The 22,261-nt window shown below is 71.4% G+C and carries 26 protein-coding genes; 16 read left to right on the top strand and 10 right to left on the bottom strand.

What is annotated here, in order from left to right:
- Both ABZ342_RS22115 and ABZ342_RS22110 read left to right on the top strand, forming a co-directional pair.
- Positions 1-1,080: an ATP-dependent DNA ligase gene (locus ABZ342_RS22115; protein ID WP_155542334.1), complete on the top strand. Its 1,080-nt coding sequence runs from the start codon at positions 1-3 to the stop codon at positions 1,078-1,080.
- Between the two features lie 54 nt (positions 1,081-1,134).
- Positions 1,135-2,697 (top strand): alpha/beta hydrolase, encoded by a 1,563-nt coding sequence (locus ABZ342_RS22110; protein ID WP_360475946.1) that lies wholly within the window; start codon positions 1,135-1,137, stop codon positions 2,695-2,697.
- Positions 2,698-2,831: 134 nt separating this feature from the next.
- Here ABZ342_RS22110 and ABZ342_RS22105 read toward each other — a convergent pair whose 3' ends face one another.
- A complete protein-coding gene (locus ABZ342_RS22105; protein WP_155542332.1) occupies positions 2,832-3,074 on the bottom strand; it encodes a DUF2630 family protein in 243 nt (80 codons plus the stop codon).
- 83 nt (positions 3,075-3,157) lie between these two features.
- Here ABZ342_RS22105 and trxA point away from each other — a divergent pair, with 83 nt between their 5' ends.
- Positions 3,158-3,529 carry a thioredoxin gene (gene trxA, locus ABZ342_RS22100; protein ID WP_155542331.1) on the top strand — a complete coding sequence of 124 codons (372 nt, stop codon included), beginning with the start codon at positions 3,158-3,160 and terminating at the stop codon, positions 3,527-3,529.
- Positions 3,530-3,577: 48 nt separating this feature from the next.
- Here the strand turns inward: trxA and ABZ342_RS22095 are convergent, their stop codons facing one another.
- Both ABZ342_RS22095 and pruA read right to left on the bottom strand, forming a co-directional pair.
- Positions 3,578-4,507 (bottom strand): proline dehydrogenase family protein, encoded by a 930-nt coding sequence (locus ABZ342_RS22095; protein WP_155542330.1) that lies wholly within the window; start codon positions 4,505-4,507, stop codon positions 3,578-3,580.
- A gap of 13 nt (positions 4,508-4,520) precedes the next feature.
- The gene (gene pruA / locus ABZ342_RS22090; RefSeq protein WP_360475942.1) at positions 4,521-6,149 is read right to left on the bottom strand and encodes an L-glutamate gamma-semialdehyde dehydrogenase; all 1,629 of its coding nucleotides are present in this window, start codon (positions 6,147-6,149) and stop codon (positions 4,521-4,523) included.
- Positions 6,150-6,266: 117 nt separating this feature from the next.
- Between pruA and ABZ342_RS22085 the strand changes: the two genes are divergently transcribed.
- Positions 6,267-7,820 carry a helix-turn-helix domain-containing protein gene (locus tag ABZ342_RS22085; protein WP_360475939.1) on the top strand — a complete coding sequence of 518 codons (1,554 nt, stop codon included), beginning with the start codon at positions 6,267-6,269 and terminating at the stop codon, positions 7,818-7,820.
- A gap of 19 nt (positions 7,821-7,839) precedes the next feature.
- Positions 7,840-8,484 carry a maleylpyruvate isomerase N-terminal domain-containing protein gene (locus ABZ342_RS22080; RefSeq protein WP_360475936.1) on the top strand — a complete coding sequence of 215 codons (645 nt, stop codon included), beginning with the start codon at positions 7,840-7,842 and terminating at the stop codon, positions 8,482-8,484.
- 30 nt (positions 8,485-8,514) lie between these two features.
- Here ABZ342_RS22080 and ABZ342_RS22075 read toward each other — a convergent pair whose 3' ends face one another.
- The 3 genes from ABZ342_RS22075 to ABZ342_RS22065 form a co-directional block, all read right to left on the bottom strand.
- Positions 8,515-8,730 (bottom strand): S1 RNA-binding domain-containing protein, encoded by a 216-nt coding sequence (locus ABZ342_RS22075; RefSeq protein ID WP_360475933.1) that lies wholly within the window; start codon positions 8,728-8,730, stop codon positions 8,515-8,517.
- 202 nt (positions 8,731-8,932) lie between these two features.
- Entirely contained in the window at positions 8,933-9,928 is a 996-nt protein-coding gene (locus tag ABZ342_RS22070) for an LLM class flavin-dependent oxidoreductase (protein WP_360475930.1), read from the bottom strand.
- A gap of 36 nt (positions 9,929-9,964) precedes the next feature.
- A complete protein-coding gene (locus ABZ342_RS22065; RefSeq protein ID WP_155542325.1) occupies positions 9,965-10,357 on the bottom strand; it encodes a DUF6221 family protein in 393 nt (130 codons plus the stop codon).
- 337 nt (positions 10,358-10,694) lie between these two features.
- On the opposite strand from ABZ342_RS22065, the gene ABZ342_RS22060 reads away from it, so the two are divergent.
- A complete protein-coding gene (locus ABZ342_RS22060; protein WP_360475927.1) occupies positions 10,695-11,318 on the top strand; it encodes a hypothetical protein in 624 nt (207 codons plus the stop codon).
- 7 nt (positions 11,319-11,325) lie between these two features.
- Here ABZ342_RS22060 and ABZ342_RS22055 read toward each other — a convergent pair whose 3' ends face one another.
- Positions 11,326-12,333, bottom strand: a complete 1,008-nt coding sequence (locus tag ABZ342_RS22055) for a DNA polymerase domain-containing protein (RefSeq protein ID WP_360475924.1) — start codon at positions 12,331-12,333, stop codon at positions 11,326-11,328.
- A gap of 88 nt (positions 12,334-12,421) precedes the next feature.
- Between ABZ342_RS22055 and ABZ342_RS22050 the strand changes: the two genes are divergently transcribed.
- The 10 genes from ABZ342_RS22050 (at position 12,422) to ABZ342_RS22005 (ending at position 19,819) form a co-directional block, all read left to right on the top strand.
- Complete coding sequence (locus ABZ342_RS22050; protein ID WP_360475921.1) at positions 12,422-13,096, top strand: TVP38/TMEM64 family protein; 675 nt, start codon at positions 12,422-12,424, stop codon at positions 13,094-13,096.
- A gap of 118 nt (positions 13,097-13,214) precedes the next feature.
- Positions 13,215-14,858: a protein kinase gene (locus ABZ342_RS22045; RefSeq protein ID WP_360476029.1), complete on the top strand. Its 1,644-nt coding sequence runs from the start codon at positions 13,215-13,217 to the stop codon at positions 14,856-14,858.
- Positions 14,859-14,938: 80 nt separating this feature from the next.
- Positions 14,939-15,244 carry a hypothetical protein gene (locus ABZ342_RS22040; protein WP_196425266.1) on the top strand — a complete coding sequence of 102 codons (306 nt, stop codon included), beginning with the start codon at positions 14,939-14,941 and terminating at the stop codon, positions 15,242-15,244.
- Positions 15,245-15,263: 19 nt separating this feature from the next.
- The gene (gene msrB, locus ABZ342_RS22035) at positions 15,264-15,686 is read left to right on the top strand and encodes a peptide-methionine (R)-S-oxide reductase MsrB (RefSeq protein ID WP_360475917.1); all 423 of its coding nucleotides are present in this window, start codon (positions 15,264-15,266) and stop codon (positions 15,684-15,686) included.
- Between the two features lie 87 nt (positions 15,687-15,773).
- Positions 15,774-16,682 (top strand): TIGR04222 domain-containing membrane protein, encoded by a 909-nt coding sequence (locus ABZ342_RS22030; RefSeq protein WP_360475914.1) that lies wholly within the window; start codon positions 15,774-15,776, stop codon positions 16,680-16,682.
- Positions 16,683-16,748: 66 nt separating this feature from the next.
- Positions 16,749-17,669, top strand: a complete 921-nt coding sequence (locus ABZ342_RS22025) for a TIGR04222 domain-containing membrane protein (protein WP_360475911.1) — start codon at positions 16,749-16,751, stop codon at positions 17,667-17,669.
- Positions 17,662-18,462, top strand: a complete 801-nt coding sequence (locus ABZ342_RS22020; RefSeq protein ID WP_155542316.1) for a DUF692 domain-containing protein — start codon at positions 17,662-17,664, stop codon at positions 18,460-18,462. Before ABZ342_RS22025 ends, ABZ342_RS22020 begins: the two co-directional genes overlap by 8 nt.
- 40 nt (positions 18,463-18,502) lie before the next feature.
- A complete protein-coding gene (locus tag ABZ342_RS22015; RefSeq protein ID WP_360475908.1) occupies positions 18,503-18,841 on the top strand; it encodes a hypothetical protein in 339 nt (112 codons plus the stop codon).
- A gap of 57 nt (positions 18,842-18,898) precedes the next feature.
- Positions 18,899-19,378, top strand: a complete 480-nt coding sequence (locus ABZ342_RS22010; protein ID WP_360475905.1) for a hypothetical protein — start codon at positions 18,899-18,901, stop codon at positions 19,376-19,378.
- 69 nt (positions 19,379-19,447) lie between these two features.
- Positions 19,448-19,819, top strand: coding sequence for a hypothetical protein (locus tag ABZ342_RS22005; protein WP_360475902.1), 372 nt, complete (start codon positions 19,448-19,450; stop codon positions 19,817-19,819).
- A gap of 15 nt (positions 19,820-19,834) precedes the next feature.
- Here ABZ342_RS22005 and ABZ342_RS22000 read toward each other — a convergent pair whose 3' ends face one another.
- The 3 genes from ABZ342_RS22000 to ABZ342_RS21990 are packed head-to-tail and all read right to left on the bottom strand — an operon-like array spanning position 19,835 to position 22,250.
- Positions 19,835-21,100, bottom strand: a complete 1,266-nt coding sequence (locus ABZ342_RS22000; protein ID WP_360475899.1) for an ATP-binding protein — start codon at positions 21,098-21,100, stop codon at positions 19,835-19,837.
- A gap of 2 nt (positions 21,101-21,102) precedes the next feature.
- A complete protein-coding gene (locus tag ABZ342_RS21995) occupies positions 21,103-21,702 on the bottom strand; it encodes a hypothetical protein (RefSeq protein WP_360475896.1) in 600 nt (199 codons plus the stop codon).
- Positions 21,702-22,250, bottom strand: a complete 549-nt coding sequence (locus ABZ342_RS21990; protein ID WP_360475893.1) for a hypothetical protein — start codon at positions 22,248-22,250, stop codon at positions 21,702-21,704. Before ABZ342_RS21990 ends, ABZ342_RS21995 begins: the two co-directional genes overlap by 1 nt.
- Between the last annotated feature and the right edge of the window lie 11 nt (positions 22,251-22,261).

Below are 22,261 nucleotides of genomic sequence, written 5' to 3'. Positions count from 1 at the left end.
ATGCCCCTACCGCTGCGGCCGCCGCTGAAGCCGATGCTCGCCAAGCCCGCGAAGGCCATCCCGGACTCCGGGGGCCTGCTGTTCGAGCCCAAGTGGGACGGCTTCCGCTGCATCGTCTTCAAGGACGGCGACGAGCTGTACCTGCAGTCCCGCGCGGAAAAGCCGCTGAACCGGTACTTCCCGGAAGCCGTCTCCCGGCTGCTGGAGACGCTCCCGCCGCGGGTCGTGCTCGACGGCGAGCTGGTCGTCGCGCGCGGCGGGCGGCTGGACTTCGACGCGCTCACCGAGCGGATCCACCCCGCCGAAAGCCGGATCACGCTGCTGGCCGCCGAGCAGCCCGCCGAGTTCGTCGCCTTCGACCTGCTCGCCCTCGACGACGAGTCGCTCCTGGACGAGCCGACGTCGGCCCGCCGCGAACGGCTCGTCGAGCTGGCCGGCGACCGGTTCGCACTCACCCCGGCCACGACCGACCCCGCCACCGCGCGGCACTGGTTCGAGCTGTTCGAGGGCGCGGGCCTCGACGGCGTCATCGGCAAGCCCCTCGACGAGCCGTACACACCGGGCAAGCGCGTCCTGCACAAGTACAAGCACCTGCGCACCGCGGACTGCGTCCTGGCCGGACTGCGCTGGCACGTCGACGGCGGCCCCGGCGACCTGGTCGGCTCGTTCCTGCTCGGCCTCCACGACGACAAGGGCGTGCTGCACCACGTCGGCACCGTCGGGTCGTTCCCCAAGGAACGCCGTCGCGAACTCGCCGAGGAGCTGGCGCCGCTGGTCACCGACGGCGAGGACCACCCCTGGGGCGGGCGCGCGACCGGCGAGGCCCAGCGGATCCCCGGCGGCATCACCCGCTGGCGGGCGACCGAGCACGAGTGGGTGCCGCTGCGGCCCGAGCGCGTCGTCGAGGTCGCGTACGAGAACACCGAAGGCGGCATGCCGTCGCGGTTCCGGCACAACGCCCGGTTCAAGCGGTGGCGCCCCGACCGCGAACCCGCGTCGTGCGACTACACGCAGCTGGAGGAACCGGCCCGCTACGACCTCGACGCCGTGTTCCGCGGCCAGGTGGTGCGGACCCGCTAACCCTCGTCCCACACCGGGCGTGCGAAGCTCGGCGTCACCCTGCCTGTGATCTACGTGAGGACCTCGCCCGTGCGCCGCCGTTCCCGTGTCCTGGTCGCGCTGCTCGCCCTGGCCTCCGCCGCGGGCTGCGCCGCCGGGCCGTCGGTCCGCCCGGCACTGGTCGAGAACGACGGGAAGCCGACGTCCGCCTCGCCGTCGGCCACGCCCTCGGTGCCCCTGCCGCCGCTGGGCGAACCGCAGTCGCCGTCGCTGCGGTGGGCCGACTGCGACGACGACACCCGGCAGCGGATCGGCACCCCCGGCGTCCCGGACACGCTGCACTTCACCTGCGCCCGGGTCACCGCCCCGCTCGACGCGCCCGGCGAGGCCCGGCGCTCGGTCGTGCGGCTGCTGGCGCTGAAGGTCGGCACCGGCCCGGTGCCGCTGGTCGTCGTCAACGACGTCAGCGGCGATCCCGGCACGGTGTACGCCGCGCGGCTGGCCGCGACGCTGCCGCCGGCGTTCCTGGAGAAGTTCTCGCTGATCGGCCTCGACCGGCGAGGCACCGGGCTCTCGGGCCCCGCCCAGTGCGTGCCCGACGACATCCGGCACGACCTGATCGACGCGGACCCGGCCGAAGGCGACCTGCAGGACGTCCTGGACGCCGCGCGCAAGGCCGGCCAGCAGTGCGCGATCGAGCTGGACGACTCCCAGACCGCGCTCGACAGCTGGCGCAGCGCCGGCGACCTCGACGAGCTGCGCAAGCAGCTGGGCATGGACCGGCTGAACGCGCTCGGCCGCGGCGACGGCTCGAAGGTCCTTTCGCAGTACGCCGTGCGCTTCCCCGGCCAGGTCGGCCGGATGGTGCTCGACGGCGTCCCCGACCCGGGCCCGGACACCGCCGCGGTCCTCGACGCGGTCGCCGCCGGCGCCCAGTCCACGCTGGACGCCTTCGCCACGGACTGCGCCGCGCGCAAGTGCGCTCTCGGCGACCCGAAGACGGCACTGACGGCGCTCGCCGGCCAGCTGCGGCAGAACATCGCGCCGCTGACCGACGACGGCGTCGCGTTCGGGCCGGGGGTGGCGATGTTCGCCGTCTACTCGGGACTGGCGCAGCGCCCGCGGTGGCCGGAGCTCGCCGACGCGATCGTGGCGGCGCGGTCGGGGGACATCCGGCCGCTGGCGGCCTTCGCCGCGCCGGCGTTGCACGACTCGCGCGCCCAGCCGTCGCGGCTCGACGTCACGATCGCGACCCACTGCAACGACAGCCAGACCCGGCTCTCGGCCGACCAGCTAGACCAGGTCGCGGCCGGGATGCGGGCGAAGTACCCGCAGTTCGGCGCGGTCGTCGCCCAGCAGCTGGCCTGGTGCGGGCCGTGGCCGGTGCGGACCGAGCCGCTGCCGCCGGCGGGCGCGACCGGCGCACCGCCGATCCTGGTCACGGCCACCGCGGCCGACCCGGTGACACCCCAGGTGGGCAGCACGCGCGCGGCGGACCAGATGCCGACCGCGGTGACGATCACCTGGCAGGGCGCGGGCCACGGCGCGGTGGGCTCGTCCCCCTGCGTCACCGACGCGGCCCGCGCCTTCCTGATCGACGGCAAGGTCCCCGCCGACGGCACCCTCTGCCCCGCCTGACCCCGTGATTGAAGGGTCAGCACGCGTGATTAGAGGGTCATCATCCGTGATTGGAGGGTCGACACGGTGTCAGTGCCGTGTCGACCCTCCAATCACGCGTGTCGACTCCGCAATCACGCGTGTCGACCCTTGAATCACTGGCGGTAGGACTCCACCTCGGAGACCGGGCGGGCCGCGGCTTCGTCCGGGTTCTCGTGGAACTCCGTTTTCGCGCGGCGCTGGCGGAGCAGGTCCCAGCACTGGTCGAGCTGCTGCTCGACCGTCGTGAGGCGATCCTTGTCGCCACCGCTCAGCCCGACGCCGACCGCGCGCGACCGGAGCTCGTGCTCCTCCGCGATCAGCTCGTCGATCCGGCCCAGGATTTCGCCGTCGGCCATGAGTTCCTCCTCGTACGGTTGCTCGGGGGAGACGCTACCCCGAGCCCGGGAATTCCCGCCGCCCCCGCGTCGTTGACCTGGGCATGAGCACCGTTGAACTGACTGCCGAGAACTTCGACCAGACGGTAAGCGACAACGAGTTCGTCCTGATCGACTTCTGGGCGAGCTGGTGCGGCCCGTGCCGTCAGTTCGCGCCGGTCTACGAAAAGGCCTCCGAGAAGCACGACGACCTCGTGTTCGCGAGCGTCGACACCGAAGCGCAGCAGCAGCTCGCCGCGGCCTTCGACGTCCGCTCCATCCCGACGCTGGCCATCATCCGCGACAAGACGCTGATCTACGCCCAGCCGGGCGCGCTGCCCGAGCCGGCCCTCGAAGAGCTCATCAAGCAGGCTCGCGAGGTCGACATGGACGAGGTCAAGCGCAAGGCCGCCGAAGCCGAGGCCGAGCAGGCCTGACCACCACCACATGACGAAGGCCGCCCCGCGGGGCGGCCTTCGTCATGTTCAGGAGCGGGTGGCGAGCCCGCGCAGGAAGAACGCCAGGTTCGCCGGGCGCTCGGCCAGCCGGCGCATGAAGTAGCCGTACCACTCGTCGCCGTAGGGCACGTAGACGCGCATGCGCGAGCCCGCGGCCGCGATCCGGCCCTGCTCCTCCGGCCGGATGCCGTAGAGCATCTGGAACTCGTGGTCGTCGTCCTTGCGGCCGTTTTCGATCGCCAGCGCCCCGGCGATCTCGATCATCCGCGGGTCGTGCGAGGCCACCATCGGGTACCCGGCCCCCGCCATCAGGACGCGCAGGCAGCGGACGTAGGACTTGTCCACCTCGGACTTCTCCTGGAACGCCACCGTCTCCGGCTCGGCGTACGCGCCCTTGCAGAGCCGCACGCGCGAACCCGGCCCGGACAGCTCCCGGCAGTCCTGCTCGGTGCGCCGCAGGTAGGCCTGCAGCACCGCGCCGACCCACGGGTACTCGCCGCGCAGCTCGCGCAGGATGCCCAGCGTCGAGTCCGTGGTGGTGTGGTCCTCCATGTCGAGCGTCACCGTCGCGCCGACCGCGTCGGCCGCCGCGCAGATCTTCCGCGCGTTCTCCAACGCGACGTCCTCGCCGTTCGACGGCAGGAACTGGCCGACCGCCGACAGCTTCACCGAGACATCCGCCCCCGAAGCCAGGCCTTCCGCGGCCAGCGCCGACAGCACGGCTTCGTAGGCCGCCACGGTCGACGCCGCCTGCGCGGCGTCGGTGGTGTCCTCGCCGAGGTGGTCGAGGGTGATCCGCCGGCCGTCCGCCGCCAGTTCCCTGGCGACGCGGACGGCGTCGGCGGTCTCGGACCCGGCGACGAACCGGCGCACCACGGATCGCGTGGCGGGCACCGCTTCGACGAGCCGCCGGATGCCCTTCGACCGGGCGGCGGCGAGCAACGGGGCACGCAGCATGACGAGTCCTCCCTCAGCCCTGGTGGGGGTAACGGACGCTGGTCGGCGGGACGAAGGTCTCCTTGATCGAGCGCGGGCTGGTCCAGCGCTGGAGGTTGAAGATCGACCCCGCCTTGTCGTTGGTGCCCGAGGCCCGCGCGCCGCCGAACGGCTGCTGGCCGACGACGGCACCGGTCGGCTTGTCGTTGACGTAGAAGTTGCCCGCGGCGAACCGCAGCGCCTCCGACGCCTTCGCCACGGCCGTGCGGTCGTTGGCGATGATCGCGCCGGTCAGCGCGTACGCGGCGGTCTCGTCGACGAGCTTGAGCACGGCGTCGAAATCGCCGTCTTCGTAGACGTGCACCGAGAGGATCGGGCCGAAGTACTCGGTGGAGAAGATCTCGTGCTTCGGGTTGTCCGAGACGAGGATCGTCGGCTGGACGAAGAAGCCGTCTTCGTCGTCGGCGGTGCCGCCGGTCAGGACCTCCACCGAGGTGTCGCTCTTGACGCGCTCGAACAGCTCCGCGTGCTTGGTGAACGCGCGCCGGTCGATCACCGCGCCGCCGAAGTGCGACAGGTCGGTGACGTCGCCGTAGGACAGCGCCTCGGTCTCGGCGACGAGACCGTCCTTGACCTGGTTCCAGACGCTGCGCGGGATGTAGGCCCGCGAAGCCGCGGAGCACTTCTGGCCCTGGTACTCGAAGGCGCCGCGGACCAGGGCGGTGCGCAGGACGTCGACGTCGGCCGACGGGTGCGCCAGCACGAAGTCCTTGCCGCCGGTCTCGCCGACCAGGCGCGGGTAGGAGCGGTAGCCGGCGATGTTCGCGCCGACCGTGCCCCAGAGGTGCTGGAACGTCGCGGTCGAGCCGGTGAAGTGGATACCGGCCAGGTCGCGGTGGGTCAGGGCGACCTCGGAGACGGCCTTGCCGTCACCCGGCAGCAGGTTGATGACGCCCGGCGGCATGCCCGCCTCTTCGAGCAGCCGCATGGTGAGGTGCGCCGCGAACGACTGCGTCGGCGACGGCTTCCACAGCACGGTGTTGCCCATCAGCGCGGGCGCGGTCGGCAGGTTGCCGGCGATCGCGGTGAAGTTGAACGGCGTGATCGCGTAGACGAAGCCCTCGAGCGGGCGGTGCTCCAGCCGGTTCCAGACGCCCGGGGAGCTGATCGGCTGCTCGGTCAGGACGCGGCGGCCGAACTCGACGTTGAAGCGCCAGAAGTCGGCGAGCTCGCAGGCGGCGTCGATCTCGGCCTGGGTCGCGGTCTTGGACTGGCCGAGCATGGTGGCGGCGTTGAGCGTGGCGCGCCACGGGCCGGTCAGCAGGTCGGCGGCGCGCAGCAGGATGGCCGCGCGGTCGTCGTAGGACAGCGCGCGCCACTCGGGCGCGGCCTTCGCGGCGGCGGCGATGGCGTCGGTCGCGTCCTGCTGGGTGGCGCTGTGGATGGTGCCCAGCACGTGCCGGTGGTTGTGCGGCTGGACGACCTCGATCTTCTCGCCGCCGCCGGGGCGCTGCTCGCCCCCGACGGTGACCGTGAGGTCGACGGGTTCCGCCTGGCCCAGCCGCTTGAGCGCACCCTCGAGTTCCGCGCGCTCAGCGCTGCCCGGCGCGTACGTCAGCACCGGCTCGTTCTTCGGGGCGGGGGTCTGGGTCACGGCGTCCACGGCGGCTCCTCATGCTTTACGTCCGGATGCCCGAACGGTAACTCCGGACACGTCGGAGCGGGTTGTCCGACCGGCTAAAATCGCTCGTATGAGCTTGGCTGATCGAACAAGGCTGCCGTGACGTCGCTGCGGCACGTGCTGGCCACCCTCGGCGAACCGCTGGTCGAGGTGGTCGTGGCGCCGCACGGGCTGGGCGTCCCGGTCGGCGACGTCGTGATCCTCGACCCCGAAGACCCCCTGGAGGCGTCCCCGGGCGACCTCGTGCTGGTGATCGGCGCGCGCGGCCGGGCGGCGGCGCCCGCGATCCGGGCGGCCGGGCGCGGCGGGGCGGCCGCGGTGGCCGTCAAGGGCGCGACGGGCGCCGACGTCGCCGCCGACGCGGGCGTCGCGCTGCTCACGGTCGGCGCGGAGGCGCGCTGGGAGCAGGTGGAGTCGCTGGCCCGCGGGGTCGTCGAGGCGGCGCGCGCGGGCGGCGAAGCGGCCAGCGGCGAGGTGCTCGGTGACCTGTTCGCCCTGGCCCAGACGATCGCGACGCTCACCGGCGGCCTGGTCAGCATCGAGGACACGGCCAACCGCGTGCTCGCCTACTCCCGCGCGGGCGACGAGGTCGACGAGCTGCGGCGGCTGTCGATCCTCGGCCGCGAAGGCCCGGAACGCTACCTCGCGATGTTGCGTGAATGGGGTGTCTACCAGCGGCTCCGCGCCGGCGAAGGCATCGTGCGGATCGACGAGCGCCCGGAGCTGGGCATCCGGCGGCGCATCGCGGCGGGCATCCACGCCGGCAAGCAGCCGCTCGGCACGATCTGGGTCCAGGAAGGCGCTCAGCCGCTCACCGAACGCGCCGAGACGGCCCTGCTCGGCGCGAGCCGCACGCTCGCGCCGCGGCTGATCCGCGCCCGCACGCTGCCCAGCCCCGAGTTGCGGCTGCGGGAGGACCTCCTCGCGAGCCTGCTGGAAGGGCGGCTGGACGCGGAGTCCGTCGCCGACGACATCGGCGCGGACCCGGCCCGGCCGGCGCAGGTCCTGGCGTTTTCCCTGGACCGCTCGGACAACCGGCAGCTGCGGCGCGCCGAGCTGGTCCACCTGATCGCCGTCCACACGGCGGCCTACCGGCGCAGCGCGCTGGTGAGCGTGATCGGCGGCCGCGTCTACGCGCTGCTGCCGGACCTGCCCGAGCACTCGGACGCGGCGGTGCTGGCACTGGCCAAGGAGATCGTCGGCACCGCGCGGCGGCACCTGGACGTCCCGGTCCGGGCGGCGCTCGGTGGCGTGGTGCCGCGGTTGTCGGCCGCGGCGGCGTCCCGGGGCGACGCGGACCGCGTCCTGGCGGCGATGGCGCGCGGACGCTGGCCGGCCGACGTCGCGTCGCTGGCCGACGTCCACGCCGAGGTACTGCTGTCGGAGGTGCTGGGCTTCCTGGGTGCGGAGCCGCGCATCCGGGATCCGCGGCTGACGGCGCTGGTGGAGCACGACGCCGAGCACGGCGGCATCCTCGTCCCGGCCGTCCTGGCGTGGCTCGACGCGTTCGGCGACGTCCGGGCGGCGGCCCGGGTCCTGAACATCCACCCCAACACGGTCCGCTACCGCGTCCGGCGCGCGGCCGAAGTGTCCGAAGTGGACTTCGCCGACCCGGCTCAGCGGATCCTCACCCAGCTGCAGCTGAGGCTGTGATCCTGCTAGCTTCGCCGGCGTGGACCTCTTCTCGCGCACGTGGGCGGCGTTGCGCGCCGCGGTCGCTTCCCTGCCCGACGCGGAGTTCGCGAAACCGTCGGGCTGCCGGGGGTGGCTGGTCCGGGACCTGGTGTGCCACCTGGTGATCGACGCGCAGGACGTCCTGATCACGCTGGTCACCCCGGCGTCCTCGCCGGTCACGCACGACGCGGTGACGTACTGGGCGGTCGGCTCCACTCCCCCGCCGGGCGACGACCCGCTGGACGCGCTGATCGTCCGCTTGGCGGCGGCGTACGAGGATCCGGCGCTGCTGAAGTTCCACCTCGACGACGTGGGCGCGGCGGCGGGCCGCGCGGCCGACCTGGCGGACCCGGGGATGCGGGTGTCGACGCAGGAGATGGTCCTGACGGCGGGCGACTACCTGTCGGCGTACGTGCTGGAGTGGACGCTGCACCACCTGGACCTGCCCGCTGTCGCGCCCCCGCCTCCCGAGGGTTTGGCGCGAGCGCGGGAGATGGTCGAGAAAATCGCGGGGACGGCGTTCCCGGCGTCGTTCTCGGACCCGGACGTGCTGCTGGTGGCGACGGGCCGCCGCACCCCTTCCGACGCCGAGCGCGAGGCGCTGGGCGAGCTGGCCGCCCGGCTGCCGTTCGTGCTCGGGTGAGGCAGGGCGCCCTGCCTCACCCGGCTCACGTCACGCCTGGACCAGGCTGAACCGGCGGCGTTCCACGTCGATGGCCTCGATGCGGACCGTCACCCGGCTGCCCGGCTCGGGGGCCGCGTCGGTCACCAGGAGACCCTGATGGCCGTCGACGTCGACGAACGCGCCGAACGGGACCACCCGGGCCACGACGCCGTCGAGCACCCCGCCTTCGGCGTGGGCCGCGACGAACTCTTGCCACTGGGACATGCGATTCACCTCCCTTCCCGCGCACGTTCCGATGACGGAAGACGTGCGGGAGGCGGCGGCCCACGGGGCCGCCCGGAGGTCACGGCACAGCCGGGTACCCCGTCTGCTCACGGCTCGAGGCCGACCCGGCAGTCACGGGAAAACCATAGCGCACAGTCATCGGTAATATTCCGACGTGGTGTCACCACAATTCGAGATCCACTCACGAAATGGGGACGCGAAGCCCCGCGAGTTCAGCTAGCGCGGCGAAAGAATCGAGTCGCGCGGATTGGTCGTAGGCGGCGGTCGTCGCGAGGACTTCGTCGGCGCTCACGGCCGCGACGAGCGTCCCCAGCCGGTCTTCCACTTCGGCCGGGGTGCCCGAAATCTGGCCGTCCAGGGTCTCCTCGAGGCGCTTGCGCTCGCGGTCGGTCATCGGCAGGGCCAGGACCTCCGCGGGCGGCGACAGCGGCGGGAAGACGCCGTGGGAGCGCGAATACACCGTCGCCCAGGCCTCCGACACGAGCAGGCGGCGCGCGTCGGCCGCCGACTCCGCGACGGCGATCGCCGACGACACCACGACGTACGGCTCCCGCGCCCATTCGGAGGGCCGGAACCCGTCGCGGTAGCGCGTCACGGCTTCGACCAGTGCGCGTTCACCGCGGACCGGCGCGATCACCAGCGGCAGCCCGAGCTCCGCCGCGAGGTCGGCACCGGACCCGGTGGCCAGCAGGAACGGCGGCACGCGCAGGCCCTCGGCGGGGTAGGCGTGGACACCCGGACGGTCGTGCGCGCCGGTGAAGAACCCGAGCAGCTCCCGGACCTGCGCGCCGAAGTCGTCGGCGGCTTCCTTGCCGTGGCCCAGCGCCTCGCGGACGCCGGCGGTGAAGCCGACCGACCGGCCCAGTCCCATGTCGATCCGGCCCGGGTGCAGCGCTTCCAGGACACCGAACTGCTCGGCGACGACCAGCGGCCGGTGGTTCGGCAGCATGACGCCCCCGGTACCGACCCGGATCCGGCTCGTCGCCCCGGCCACGGCGGCGGCCAGCACGGTCGGCGCGGACCCGGCGACCCCGGGCACGCCGTGGTGCTCGGAGACCCAGAACCGGTGGTAGCCCAGCCGTTCGACGTCCGCGGCGAACGCGACGGTGTCCCGCAGCGCCCGCGCGGTCCCGCCGTCACGCCGCACCGGCGAGCGGTCGAGCACGGAGATCCTCACCCCGGGTGCAACGCGCGCCGCGGGACGGGATTCCCGTCAGGGACGCCAGCGCTCGCTGTAGTCCGGGTGGTCGGTGTAGGGCAGGGCCAGCAGGCGCAGCGTGAGGCACCAGTTGGAGCCGGCCTCGTCGGCGGGCACGTGGCAGGTCTCACACCAGTATTCGCTGCCGTAGAGCGGAAACCCGGGCACCTTCTCCGACACCGTGGTGCGGTGCGCGAGCAGGATCCGCCGGGTCGCCTCGATCTCGTTGATCATCTGGTTGACCGCGTCGAGGTCCAGGTCGGTCAGCCCGCGGATCTTCTGCTCCACGGCGACCTTCGTCTCACCACGGTTCATCGCGTCGCCGGCCTTGGCCTTGTTGACGGCCTGCATGATCATCGCCTGCCGCGCACCCACGCGCGCGGCGAGGAAAGCGATCAGGTCGTCCACTGAGGGCCTCCCTCGAGCTCACCCCTGGACATGTCTCCGGGGTGTCGTCATTCCGGGACCGCACGTTACGCCGTTCGTGCCGATGGTCGAGACCACCGAAGCGGCCGTACGACATTTGTGACCCGAAAGGCGACAGCGGGGAGTGAGGTGATCACTCCGCGTTTTCCGGCGTGAAGTTCCGATTAAGCCATTGACGACTTCCGGCTCGGGAAGTGGCGCTCGGCACGGCGGTGGTGTCGATTACATCCGGTATCGATCGAGGGAAATCCGGTGCCGCTGAGTAACACCGGACCCGGCCGCGGCGTCAGTCCCGGGCACAAGAGTCACGGAGGTGACCATGTCCGTTCCCCTTCCGCCCGGCCCCGAGGTGCCGTACTTCCCGCCGCCCGCTCCCCCGCCGAAGCGCCCGAAGTGGCCGTGGGTGCTCGGCGCGGCGCTGGTGATCCCCGCCCTCGCGGCCGGTGTCGTGCTGGCGCTTGCCTTCGGCAAGGCGTCTTCGAGCCCGTGCCTGGACAAGTCCCAGGAAGCGCCCTGCGTCGGACCCGGCGGGACCTGGATCTCCGCCGACGGCGGGATCCGGCCTCGCGACGCCGCCGCGCCCGCCACCACCAGTCCCTCGATCCCGGCCCTCGCGGCGCCGACCACCACCGAGCCCGCTCTTCCCGAGCCCACGGCGAAGGACTACTCCGTCGACCTGGCCGTCGTCTCCAAGCAGTGCTTCGGCTCGGCCGGGTGCAACGTCGTCGTCGAACCGAAGCTGACCTTCCTCGGCGCGAGCACCCTGCTCTGGGAGTGCGACATCACCTACAGCATCTCGGGCGACAGCTCCGGCGAGCTGATCGAGACCGCCTACTCCCAGGGCGGCTCGTCCTACCGCGTCGACCGCACGGTCATGAGCACCAGGACCACCAAGGTCGCCCCCAAGGCGAGCGTGACCTCCGTCAGCTGCCGGAAGCCGTGAGCCCGCGTCACTCCTCCGGCCGCGCCTTGCTCGGCTGGACCCGCTTGGGCTCCCCGGGCATCTTCGGGTAGTCCGGCGGGTACGGCATGTCCCTCAGCCCGTCGCGCTCGTACCACTCGAGCGCCTTCTCCAGGCCGAACGCCTCCGCGTCCATCGCCGCGTGCAGGTCGCCGTGCTCCTCCAGGAAGGCCGGGATCGTCAGGACGTCGAAGTCGTCCGCGTCGACCCGCGGCAGCATGTCCCACGTCACCGGTGTCGACACCGTCGCCCGCGGGGTGCCGCGGACCGACCAGCTCGACGCCACCGTCCGGTCGCGCGCCGCCTGGTTGTAGTCCAGGAAGACCCGGCCGCCGCGCTCCTCCTTCCACCACGCGATCGTCGCCTTGTCCGGGATCCGCCGCTCGACCTCGCGACCCAGCGCGATCACCGCGTGGCGGACCTGGACGAAGTCCCACTCCGGCCGGATCCGCACCAGCACGTGCACCCCGCGGCCGCCGGACGTCTTCGGGTAGCCCGTCAGCCCGGCCTCCGCCAGCACCTCGCGGACCACCAGCGCCACCTCGACCGCGTCGGCGAACCCGGCGCGGTCCGGCGGGTCGACGTCGATGCGCAGCTCGTCCGGGTGGTCCACGTCGGGGCGGCGGACCGGCCACGGGTGGAAGTCGAACGTGCCCAGGTTGGCCGCCCACGCGAAGACCGCCGGCTCGGTCGGGCACACCTCGGCCGCCTTGCGGCCCGACGGGAACGTGATCTCGGCCGTCTCGAGCCAGTCCGGGGCGCCCTTGGGCACGCGCTTGGCGTAGAACCACTCGCCCTCGACGCCGTCGACGTAGCGCTTCAGCGTGGTCGGCCGCTCGCCGATCGCGCGCAGCAACGGCCTGCCGACGGTGATGTAGTGCTCGACGACCTGCCGCTTGGTGATGCCGCGCTGGGGGAAGTACACCTTGTCCGGGCTCGAGACGCGGACGGTGCGCCCGCCCACCTCGTACTCGACCGGGTCACCGTGCTTGGGCATGCGGCCAACCTAGCGGCGATCGCGCTCCGCGGCCCCCGCGAACGTGCCGCAGCTTTCCCGAGCAAGCTCCGCCGGTAGGCTCGAACGGGTGTCCGGCCGCACCAAGCTGATCGTCGCGCTCGCCGTGGCCGCCCTCTTCGCGGCGGCCGTGGTGCTGCTGCCGATCCCCGGCCCCGCCGAGCTGCGGGCCTGGGCCGCCGCCACCGGACCCGCCACCCCGGTCGTGTTGCTCGTCGCGTATTCGCTGCTCACCGTCGCGCCGATCCCGCGCACCGTCTTCAACCTGGCCGCCGGCCTGCTGGTCGGGACCACCGCGGGGATCGCCATCGGCCTGGTCGCCACGACCATCGCGGCCGGCCTGTCCTTCGGGCTGGCCCGGCTGCTCGGCCGCGACCTCGTCACCCGGCACCTGCACCGGGCGGGCGTCCGGACGGTCAACGACCGGCTCTCCGGCGGCGGCGTCCTCGCGATCACCTCGCTGCGGCTGATCCCGGTGGTGCCGTTCGCGCCGTTCAGCTACCTCTGCGGCGTGTCGTCCGTCCGCCTGGCCCCCTACCTGGCCGGTACGCTGCTCGGAAGCGTGCCCGGCACCGTCGCCGTGGTCGTCCTCGGCGACGCGCTGACCGGCGGCACACCGCCCGCGCTGCTCGCCTGCTACGGCGCGTTCGCGCTGGCCGGGGCGGTCGGGCTGGTCAGGGTCTTGCGGAAACGGACCCCGGCGGCACCGGTGCCCGAACCGGAGCCCGCCGGACCGGCTGGCTGACGCGAACAGCACGAGGCCGACCGCTACACTCGATCGGGTGCGCGAACCGGAAACGCGCTGAGCAGGGTCACCATCACCGGGAATTTCGTCAGGAGCAGTCGCCATCGACACCGGTCAGCTGATCGCGGGGCACTACCGCCTCGTCGAGCACATTGGTAGCGGTGCCATGGGAGTCGTGTGGCGCGCCACTGACGTGCGCCTCGAGCGCGACGTCGCGATCAAGCAGATCCTCCCCCAGCCGGGCGTCTCCGAGACCGAACGCGACAACATGCGCCAGCGCGCGATGCGCGAGGCGAAGAACGCGGCCCGGTTCCAGCACCCGAACGCCATCGTGGTGTTCGACATCGCCGAGCACAACGGCGACCCGTGCCTGGTGATGGAGTACCTGAACGGGCCCAGCCTCTCCACGATCCTCTCCGAGCAGGGCACGCTCCCGCTCGGCCGGATCGCCCGCATCGGCGAGCAGGTGGCCTCCGCGCTGGTCGCCGCGCACCGGGCCGGGATCGTCCACCGCGACGTCAAGCCCGGCAACATCCTCATCGACGAGACCGGCACCGCAAAGATCACCGACTTCGGCATCTCGCGCGCGGCCGGCGACATGACGCTGACGGCCACCGGCCTGATCGGCGGCACCCCCGCCTACCTGGCGCCCGAGCTGGCCCGCGGCGCCGACCCGGTGCCCAGCTCCGACGTCTTCGCCCTCGGCGCGACCCTCTACCAAGCGATCGAGGGCACCACGCCGTACGGCAACACCACCAACCAGCTCGCGCTGCTGTACGCGGCGGCGAACGGCCAGATCAACCCGCCGGTGCAGGCGGGCGCGGCCACCGCGCTGCTGATGAGCCTGCTGCGCAGCGAGCCGGGCGAGCGGCCGAGCATGGCCGAAGCCCGCGAGCGGCTGGCCGCGCTGGCCCGCACCGAGCCCGGCGGCATGTCGGCGTCCCCGCCGCTGCTCTCCGGCAACTCGGGCCGCAAGCCCGCCGCACCCGCCGAGAGCGGCGAGCGCCCGCCGTGGCAGCGCACCGACCAGCCCGCGCCGCCGTCGCCGCCGGTCGGCACGCCGGTGCCGGCGAACAAGGCGGCGTCGAACCCGCCGCGCCCGACCGCGGCGTTCATGCCGATGCGGTCCCCGGCCGCGCCGCCGAACACCCCGCCGAGACCGATGCCCGCGGCCGCGCCGACGGCCAGGGCCCCGCAGTACTCGTCGAACACCTCGAAGCCGGACAACAAGCGCAAGTACGCGCTGCTCGCCGGGGGTGGCGCCGCGGTCGTCGTGGTCGCGGTCATCGTCTTCCTGGTGCTGAACTCCGGTGGGGGCGGCGGTGGCACCCAAGCGGCCCAGTCGACGCCCAAGGCGCCGGTGACGGTCGAATCCACCCCTCCGCCCAGCCCGACGACCAGCCCTTCCCAGCAACCGGTCGCCTCGAACGGCAAGGTCGAGTGGCAGCCCGCCGGGAACCGGGTCATCGAGTTCTACAGCAACGTCGGCAACGCCGCCGCGGCCTGGGCTCTGCTGACCCCGGACGCCCAGGCGCTGTACGGCGACCAGGGCCAGTTCGCGTCCTACTGGGCGCAGCGGGTGCCGAGCAGCTACAACGGCGCGAACGCCTACAAGCGCGCCAACGAGAACGACGGATCGGTCGACATCCAGATCACGCTGAAGTTCAAGGACGCCCCGAGCCAGCAGGTCGTCGTCCGCGTGGTCGACTCCGGTGGCGGTCAGCTGAAGATCGCCGGCGAGACCCGGCTCCCCCAGACCTGACGGGCGCCGGGCGCGTCCCGCCTCCGAGACTTAACGCGCCGCTGGTGGGCTGACGGGCGCGGATGGCCTACCGTGGACGCATGGCCGACAACGGAGCTTCGCTGCCGGGCCAGAATCCTCGCTTCCACGAGGACCTGGTCGGCCTGGATCCGTACGACCCGGAGGCGCTCGCGTTCGCCGAGCACCTCGACCGGATCGAGCGCTCCGGTCCCAACTACACGATCGAAGCCGCGCTGGACGGCGTGGCCGACTTCGCCGACTCCAGCAACCGCCTCGGCGGCCTGCGCTACTGGGTGTCGGCCTTCATCGTCGTGCTCATCGTGCTCGGCGTGATAGTCGCCGCATGGGACATCGTCGTGCACGCCCTGGCGTGGCTCGCGGCGTAACGTGGACCGGGTGAAAGGTATGAAACCCGTTGTCGGCGCCACCCCACGCGTCGTGAAGTCCGAGCAGGAATGGCGGGAAGAGCTGAGCCCGGAGGAGTACGCCGTGCTCCGCCAGGCCGGCACCGAACGGCCGTTCACCGGCGAATACACCGACACGAAGACGACCGGCAGCTACCAGTGCCGCGCCTGCGGTGCCGAGCTGTTCCGCAGCGACACGAAGTTCGAGAGCCACTGCGGCTGGCCGTCCTTCTTCGACCCGGCGGACTCCGACGCCGTGCTGCTGCGCGAAGACCGGACCATGGGCATGAAGCGGATCGAGGTGCTCTGCGGCTCCTGCCACAGCCACCTCGGGCACGTCTTCGAAGGCGAGGGTTACGCGACCCCGACCGACCAGCGCTACTGCATCAACTCGATTTCGCTGAAGCTGGTGCCCCAGTCGTAGGACCGCCAGCCTAAATCCTCCTCAAGCCGACAACCGCCGCCCTTCCTCGGACGTAGTCTCCGCACACGGACGAGGGAGGGCGGCGTCATGACCGACACCTGGGGCATTCCCGGACCGCTGTTCACGGGCCTCTACCTGGGCCTGCTGCTCGTACCCGCGCTCTACGCCGCGGTGCGCGTCAAGCTGCTGCTGCGTGGCCGCGCGGGCGGCGCGCCGGACCGGGCCGAAGAACTCGCCCTGCTGACCGGCGGGCGCCCGCGCGCCGGCGAGTTCGTCGTCGCGCGCCTGCTGGACCAGCAGGCCGTCCGGCTCGACGGCGCCGGCAGGCTTTCGCGCGTCAAGGGCTCGGCGTCCGACGACCTCGGCCGCGCAGCGCTGCTGAAGATCGGCAAGCACGGCAGCTCGATCGACCAGGTGCGGGCGACGGTCGCCGACCACCCGGCGACGCTGGAGCTGGAGGCCGCGCTTACCGGCCGGGGCTTGCTCGCCGACACGCGGAAGGTGCGTTCGGCCCGGGTGAGCGCCGCGGTGGCGTACTGGCTGCTGGTGGTCCTCGGCGTGGTCCGGCTGATCGCCGGTTCGAGCACCGGGCATCCAGTGGGCTACCTGCTCGGCCTGCTCGCGGCCGGGGTGGTCGTGGCGATCGTCGTGACGGTCAAGGCCCGGAACGAGCCGCCGGTCAAGACCACCGCGGCCGGCCGGGCAGCCGCCGAAGAAGCGCGTCGCGCCGGCATCCTCACCGCGGGACCGGCCGGGGCGGTCGCGGCGGGCGGCTTCGACTCGCACCCCGACAAGAACGTCCGGCTGGCCGTCAGCCGAGCCACGGACCACTCGGCCACGCGGGCCTACCGCCGTTCGCGCACCCGGTTCGCGGGGGCCGGCGGCGGGGCGGCCGTCGGCTACTACGGCGGCAGTTCCTGCGGAGGGGGCGGCAGCTCCTGCGGTGGCGGCGGCAGCTCCTGCGGCGGCGGTGGCGGCGGGGGGTGCGGCGGTTGAAACGCCGACGCGAGCACCCGCGTCTCACAGCTACGGTAACCGCAACTCAGTGAGGGGAGACGGGCGATGGACGACCCGTGGGGCATCTCCGGACCGGATTTCGTGGTCCTCTACATCGCACTGCTCGGCGCGGTGCTGCTGCTCCGGCTCATCGTGTCCGGGGTCGTCACCGCCCGCGCGTTGCGGGCGGACAACGTCCAGCCGGGACCGCCGCCGACCGTCTACCAGCTCGCGTTCCTCGCGGGCGGGCCCGACCGGGCCGTCGACGCGGCGATCGCGGCGCTGGTGGAGCGTGGACAGCTGCGCGTCAACAGCTACAAGCAGGTCAGCCAGGCCGGCGCGCGGCCGTCCGAGCCGCTGGAGCAGGCGGTCTTCGACGCGGCGCAGCTGAAGACGACGGCGACGCTGCGCGCCTACGGCCGCCGGTCGGCCGCGATGCGGGCGCTGGAAGAGGGTCTCGACCAGCGGGGTCTGCTGGCGTCGGCGGCCGCCAAGCGGCAGTCCCGGACGTTCGGGCTCGTGCTGCAGCTGGCCGTGCTGGTGGTCGGCGTCGTGCGGCTGGTCAACGGCATCTCGCTCGGCCGGCCGGTCGGGGTCCTGGTGTTCCTGGTGCTGGTCGCGGCCGTGCTGACGATCGTGGCCGCGGTCCGGCGGTCGAAGACCGGGCCGCGGCAGCCGTCGGCCGCGGGGCACCGCCTGCTCGGGCAGGCGCGGGCAGCGGCGAGCGGCCCGGTGCCGGCCGGGATGCTGGCGGGCGGCGTGCTGCTCGGCGGCGCCGTGGCCGCGGTCGCCCTCGGCGGCTGGGCGATGTACCCGGACGAAGAGCTGAGTGCGGCGCTGATGCCGCCCGCGGGCTCGTTCGGCGGCGGCGGTTCGTCGGGCGGGTCCTCGTGCTCGAGCTCGTCGTGCAGCAGCGGGTCTTCGTGCAGCAGCGGCTCGTCCTGCGGCGGCGGCTCTTCGTGCGGCGGAGGGGGCTGCGGTGGGTGAGCTCGGCATCGGGATCGGCTGGCGGCACGAACTGGACCTGTCCATCGCCCGCCTGCCCGGCGTCGACTGGGTGGAGGTGGTCGCCGAGAACCTGCACGCCGACCACCTTCCGGAAACCCTGAAAGCGCTGCGGAAGCGGGGAATGCCGGTGCTGCCGCACGCGGTGTCGCTGTCCCTGGGCGGGGCCGAGCCCCTGGACACCGGGCGCGTCCAGCACCTCGCGGAGATCGCGCGGGCCGTGGACGCGCCGCTGGTCAGCGACCACGTGTGCTTCGTGCGCGCGGGCGGGCTCGACTCGGGTCACCTGATGCCGCTCCCCCGCACCCGCGAAGCGCTGGACGTGCTGGTGGCCAACGTCCGGCTCGCCCAGTCCATCGTGGACGTCCCGTTCGCGCTGGAGAACATCGCCGCGGTGCTGGACTGGCCGTCCGCGGAGCTGACCGAGGAGCAGTTCCTCACCGAGCTGACCGAGCGGACGGACTGCCTGCTGATCATCGACGTCGCGAACCTGTACGCCAACGCCCGCAACATCGGCACCGACCCGGTGGCGTTCCTCGACGGCATCCCCTGGGAGCGGCTGGCGTACGTGCACATGGCGGGCGGCATCGAGCGTGACGGTGTCTACCACGACACCCACGCCCACCCGGTGCTGCCGGAGGTCCTGTCGCTGCTGGCCGAGCTCCGCCGCCGGACGGATCCCCCGGGGGTACTGCTGGAACGCGACGACGACTACCCCACCGACGACGAGCTGGCCGCGGAGCTGGCGGCCCTGCGAGCGGCGGTGACGGGGTGAGCCGGGCGGAGCTGGCGGCCCAGCGAGCGGCGGTGACGTTGTGAGCCGGGCGGAGCTGGCCGCCCAGCAGGCGGCGCTGCTCCGGGCGTTGCTGGCCGACGGGCCGGTGCCTCCGGGTTTCGACACCGCGCGGTTGCGGGTGGAGGCTCAGGTGCTGCGGCGCAAGCACGGGCGGGTGCTGGCTTACCAGCGTCCCGAGCTGGCGGAGCAGCTCGGGGAGCGGTTCGGCCCGCTGTTCGCGGAGTTCAATGCTTCGCGGCCGAAGCGGGATACTGAGCGGTCGGGGGCGTATGCGGATGCGTTTGTGGCTTGGTTGATCGAGGGCGGGCATGTGCCGAAACCGAAACGGGGCTTGGTTTCCCGGCTCCGGCGGCGGTAGACGCGTCAGGCGTCGTAGAACGCCGGAGCCCCGGCCCGCCTAGCCCAAGATGGGGCGGTGAGCATACGCCCGAGTGAGACGAGCCAAGGAATCCAATGGCTCGCAAACTTCCGGCTCGATGAACACAGGGCTGCAACACTGTTGATCGACAATCTGAGGGTGATCTCTACGTCGCACTTCCGGACAGTGATGTCGAACGCCCTGGGGGCCGTCATCGATGAGATCAAGGAACCAGTCGGTGTCTATCCAGTGCGAGAACTACCAAGCCAGAATTCCGACGTCCGGTTCCCGCCACTAGATCATCCCTTCACACCGATTCCTGGCAGTGAGGGCCTAGTCGGCAACCTAATCCGCGACGTAATCGGCAGAAAGCCTAGATTTAACCGGGCCGCATATTACCGCACGGTGGAAAAACTGAGACAGCACAGGGTCCGAACTTTGCTTTTCGTGGATGACTACAGCGGCACGGGCGACCAGATTATCAACTACGTCGATGCCTGGATGCACAACCCAACAGTTAAGAGCTGGCACTCCTAAGGGCTGATACGCATCCAAGTCCTCCTGCTGGCGGCGTCACCCCAGGCCCAGCGACGCCTGCAGGACCACATGGGCCTGGTCGCGGCGGGCCTCGTCGCAATGGGCGGCCTGGTCGCCAAACTCGGCCACCGCCTGATCTTCATCGGCCTGACGATCGACCTCATTGGCTGCGGCTGGGTCATGCTCCTCGTCGTCCAGTACGGAACGAACATCGGCGTGTGGGCCCTCGCGCCGGCGTTCTTCGTGATCGGCGTGGGCATCAACCTGAGCTTCGCGACAATCCCAGTGGTCGCCCTCTGCGACGCCAAGGGGCAGGAAGCGGGCAGCGCCAGCGGCTCGTTCAGCTCGATTCAGCAACTGTCCTCGGCCATCAGCTCGGCCGCGGTGACCTCTATCTTCTTCCAAGTTCCGGCACGGTGCACGCCATTGAGGTCACGTTGATCGTGGTCCTGGCGGTTACCGCCTTGAGCCTGCCGGTAGTTGCTTTAGTGCCGCGGAAGGCAGCATCCGCGCACTGACCACCGGCGAGCCGGCGACGGCCAGCTCGGCCAGCTGAACCAGCCGGTCCAGCCGCACCGGCTGGTTCTGCGCCACGGCTTCCCGCACAGCCCGGGTGACCACCTGGTTGACGATGTCGGCGGCGGTCAGCGAATGCTCCGGCCTGCTGAAAGCCTTATGCACCCGCCGCAGGTCCTTGTCCGGGAAGATGTCACCCAGCAGGTCGGTGAGGATGTGGAGCTGGGCGTCGGCAGACGGTCGCTCGAACGGGTAGACCGTGGCGCGGCGCAGCACCGCCGGATCGATCCGGTCCGGCAGGTTGGTGGCCATCACGAAGACCAGCCGGGCACCGGATCGCCCGCTGGCCCGGTCGAGCGCGACGATCAAGCCGTCCACGATCGCGAGGTTTTCCTGTGCGCCCGAACCGGTGTCCGAGCTTCCGCGGGAGCTCGCCACCGCATCGGCTTCGTCCAGGAACACGACGGTCGGCAGCGAGTGCCGCGCGGCGGCCTGGTAGATGGTCTCGATGACCTCGATCAGCTCGCTGCCGGCCCGGCCTTGAATGCCCTGTCCGCGCAGCCGTTCGTTGAGCTGCACGAACAGCGTGTCCTGCCCGAGCACACGGGCGCACACAGGCGCTACGGCATGCATCAGCGCCGACTTGCCGGTGCCCGGGTCGCCGTGCAGCAGGATCAGCGACGTGCTTTCCTGCACCGCCCGCAGCACGTCCAAAGTCGACCTACCGTGGTGGTTGGCCGCCCAGGAATGGAACCAGTCGTCGTCGCGCAGCCGCGTGACGATGTCGCCGACCACGTCGTTCGCCGGTATGCCGTGCAGCCGGGCCAATCGCTGTTCGGCCTTCAGAATGCCTTCCGTGTCCTGCGCGGAGGCGACGTAGGCGGCGGAGAGGTAGTGCTGCAGTTCGTCGCTGATCGCGCTTGGCACCTGGGGCACCGTCCCGGCCGGAAGTTCGGCTGTGTTCTCGAGCTCGATGGACGTGTTCGCCGTCACCTGACCCGGCGTTGACACCGCCGACAGCACCACGTCGAGGGTGCGCCCGGTCGGGAGGCTGACCCGTAGCATCGTGCCGGTCGCGGATTCCTCGATGGGGATACCGAGAAGCTGCTGGTGGATTGCCTCGCGGAGCCCGTCAGGCTCGACGGCTTCCCGTCGCCGTAGCCGGAATTCCAGCCGCTGGGCCACGTTTTCCTGGGCTTTGACCATGGTCAGGCCACCGGTCCGATCCCGGCGACCGCGTGGCGGAGAATGTCCACAAGCGGCACGCCGATTATCTGAGTGATGATCATGTCGAGGAGGGTTTTGCCGATGTAGAGGGCGATCTTCGCCCCGTTGCTCTTCCAGACTGGGTTCTCGGCCTGAACGGCGCTGGTGATCGAGTCGACCAGCTCGGTTTCAGCCGGCCGCCGGGCTAGGGGATTGCCGGAAGATTCGGTGTGCAGCAGGGTTTCCGCGGCGTGGAGGGTGGGTGCCCGCACGGCACGCACGGCGCGAAGGGCCTGCTGATCCGGCTCGCCGGCCACCAGCTCGCCCGAGAGCCGCAGTGTGGTGTCCACCCAGTTGGCCCGCGGGGTACTCAGATAGTGCACGTTGACGATCTTGGCCAGCCGGTCGAGTTGCGCTCGATCGTCGAGCACTATGCCGAAGTCGCTGATCCGGCTGTTGATCCGTTCCACCGACGTCAAAGTGGGCAGACTGGGGTTAGTGGGGGAGACCACCAGGTTCGTCGAGATGACGTCCTGCGCCGGCAGGACCATCGACATCGGGTTCCGGCCTTTCAAGGCCACGTCCAAGGTCAGGTTCGTCATCAGCCCCTCCACCTGTACTCTTCCGCCTGGGCCGACAGCGGCCCGGACGCGTAGGTGCCGTATCCGGTGTGCTGCCCGCCGGAATATTTGCCGACGAAAGTCCGGCCGCCGCCTTGGCCCGGAACGCTCGGCAGTCCCCACAACGTGCCTTGGATGATTTGCCGTTGCTTGTCGATCGGGAGCTCACGCATGTGCTTGCTCCAGCGGACCCAAGCCGTCAGCCGGGCACTTGAGGGCACGGGCACTGGGGTGATGGCCCGCCCGCCGATTCCCATGCGACTGCCGTCGCCGGTGTACGAAATCGCGTAACGCAGTTCGTGGAAAACTTCGTGCTCCTGGGCCGGATCCTCGATGCTCAAGCCGATCGTGTTCACGGCGTCGTTGATCAGAAAGGTACTGAACGACAGGTCCAGTGTGTTAATTCGTTCCCAGCTCACAATTCTGGGATAACTCTGTTGCATCGCGCCGAGGTCTCGTTTGATCTGCTGAGACACGTAGAGCACGTCAGCTTGGGTAACGGTCAGGCTCATCGCCTGGACGACCGACATCGTTCTCCTTT

The sequence above is a fragment of the Amycolatopsis sp. NPDC005961 genome, from assembly GCF_040629235.1.
GTDB lineage: Bacteria > Actinomycetota > Actinomycetes > Mycobacteriales > Pseudonocardiaceae > Amycolatopsis > Amycolatopsis camponoti.
This window is presented reverse-complemented; position numbering and strand designations above follow the sequence as displayed.

Bases quoted from the DNA above. Each gene is read 5' to 3' on its own strand.
- trxA (WP_155542331.1), top strand. From the start codon at position 3,158: ATGAGCACCGTTGAACTGACTGCCGAGAACTTCGACCAGACGGTAAGC.
- ABZ342_RS22095 (WP_155542330.1), bottom strand. From the start codon at position 4,507: ATGCTGCGTGCCCCGTTGCTCGCCGCCGCCCGGTCGAAGGGCATCCGG.
- ABZ342_RS22025 (WP_360475911.1), top strand. From the start codon at position 16,749: ATGGACGACCCGTGGGGCATCTCCGGACCGGATTTCGTGGTCCTCTAC.
- ABZ342_RS22075 (WP_360475933.1), bottom strand. From the start codon at position 8,730: ATGTCCCAGTGGCAAGAGTTCGTCGCGGCCCACGCCGAAGGCGGGGTG.
- ABZ342_RS21990 (WP_360475893.1), bottom strand. From the start codon at position 22,250: ATGTCGGTCGTCCAGGCGATGAGCCTGACCGTTACCCAAGCTGACGTG.
- ABZ342_RS22055 (WP_360475924.1), bottom strand. From the start codon at position 12,333: ATGCCCAAGCACGGTGACCCGGTCGAGTACGAGGTGGGCGGGCGCACC.
- ABZ342_RS21995 (WP_360475896.1), bottom strand. From the start codon at position 21,702: ATGACGAACCTGACCTTGGACGTGGCCTTGAAAGGCCGGAACCCGATG.
- ABZ342_RS22000 (WP_360475899.1), bottom strand. From the start codon at position 21,100: ATGGTCAAAGCCCAGGAAAACGTGGCCCAGCGGCTGGAATTCCGGCTA.
- msrB (WP_360475917.1), top strand. From the start codon at position 15,264: ATGAAACCCGTTGTCGGCGCCACCCCACGCGTCGTGAAGTCCGAGCAG.
- ABZ342_RS22105 (WP_155542332.1), bottom strand. From the start codon at position 3,074: ATGGCCGACGGCGAAATCCTGGGCCGGATCGACGAGCTGATCGCGGAG.
- ABZ342_RS22005 (WP_360475902.1), top strand. From the start codon at position 19,448: ATGGGCCTGGTCGCGGCGGGCCTCGTCGCAATGGGCGGCCTGGTCGCC.
- ABZ342_RS22060 (WP_360475927.1), top strand. From the start codon at position 10,695: ATGTCCGTTCCCCTTCCGCCCGGCCCCGAGGTGCCGTACTTCCCGCCG.
- ABZ342_RS22115 (WP_155542334.1), top strand. From the start codon at position 1: ATGCCCCTACCGCTGCGGCCGCCGCTGAAGCCGATGCTCGCCAAGCCC.
- ABZ342_RS22030 (WP_360475914.1), top strand. From the start codon at position 15,774: ATGACCGACACCTGGGGCATTCCCGGACCGCTGTTCACGGGCCTCTAC.
- ABZ342_RS22040 (WP_196425266.1), top strand. From the start codon at position 14,939: ATGGCCGACAACGGAGCTTCGCTGCCGGGCCAGAATCCTCGCTTCCAC.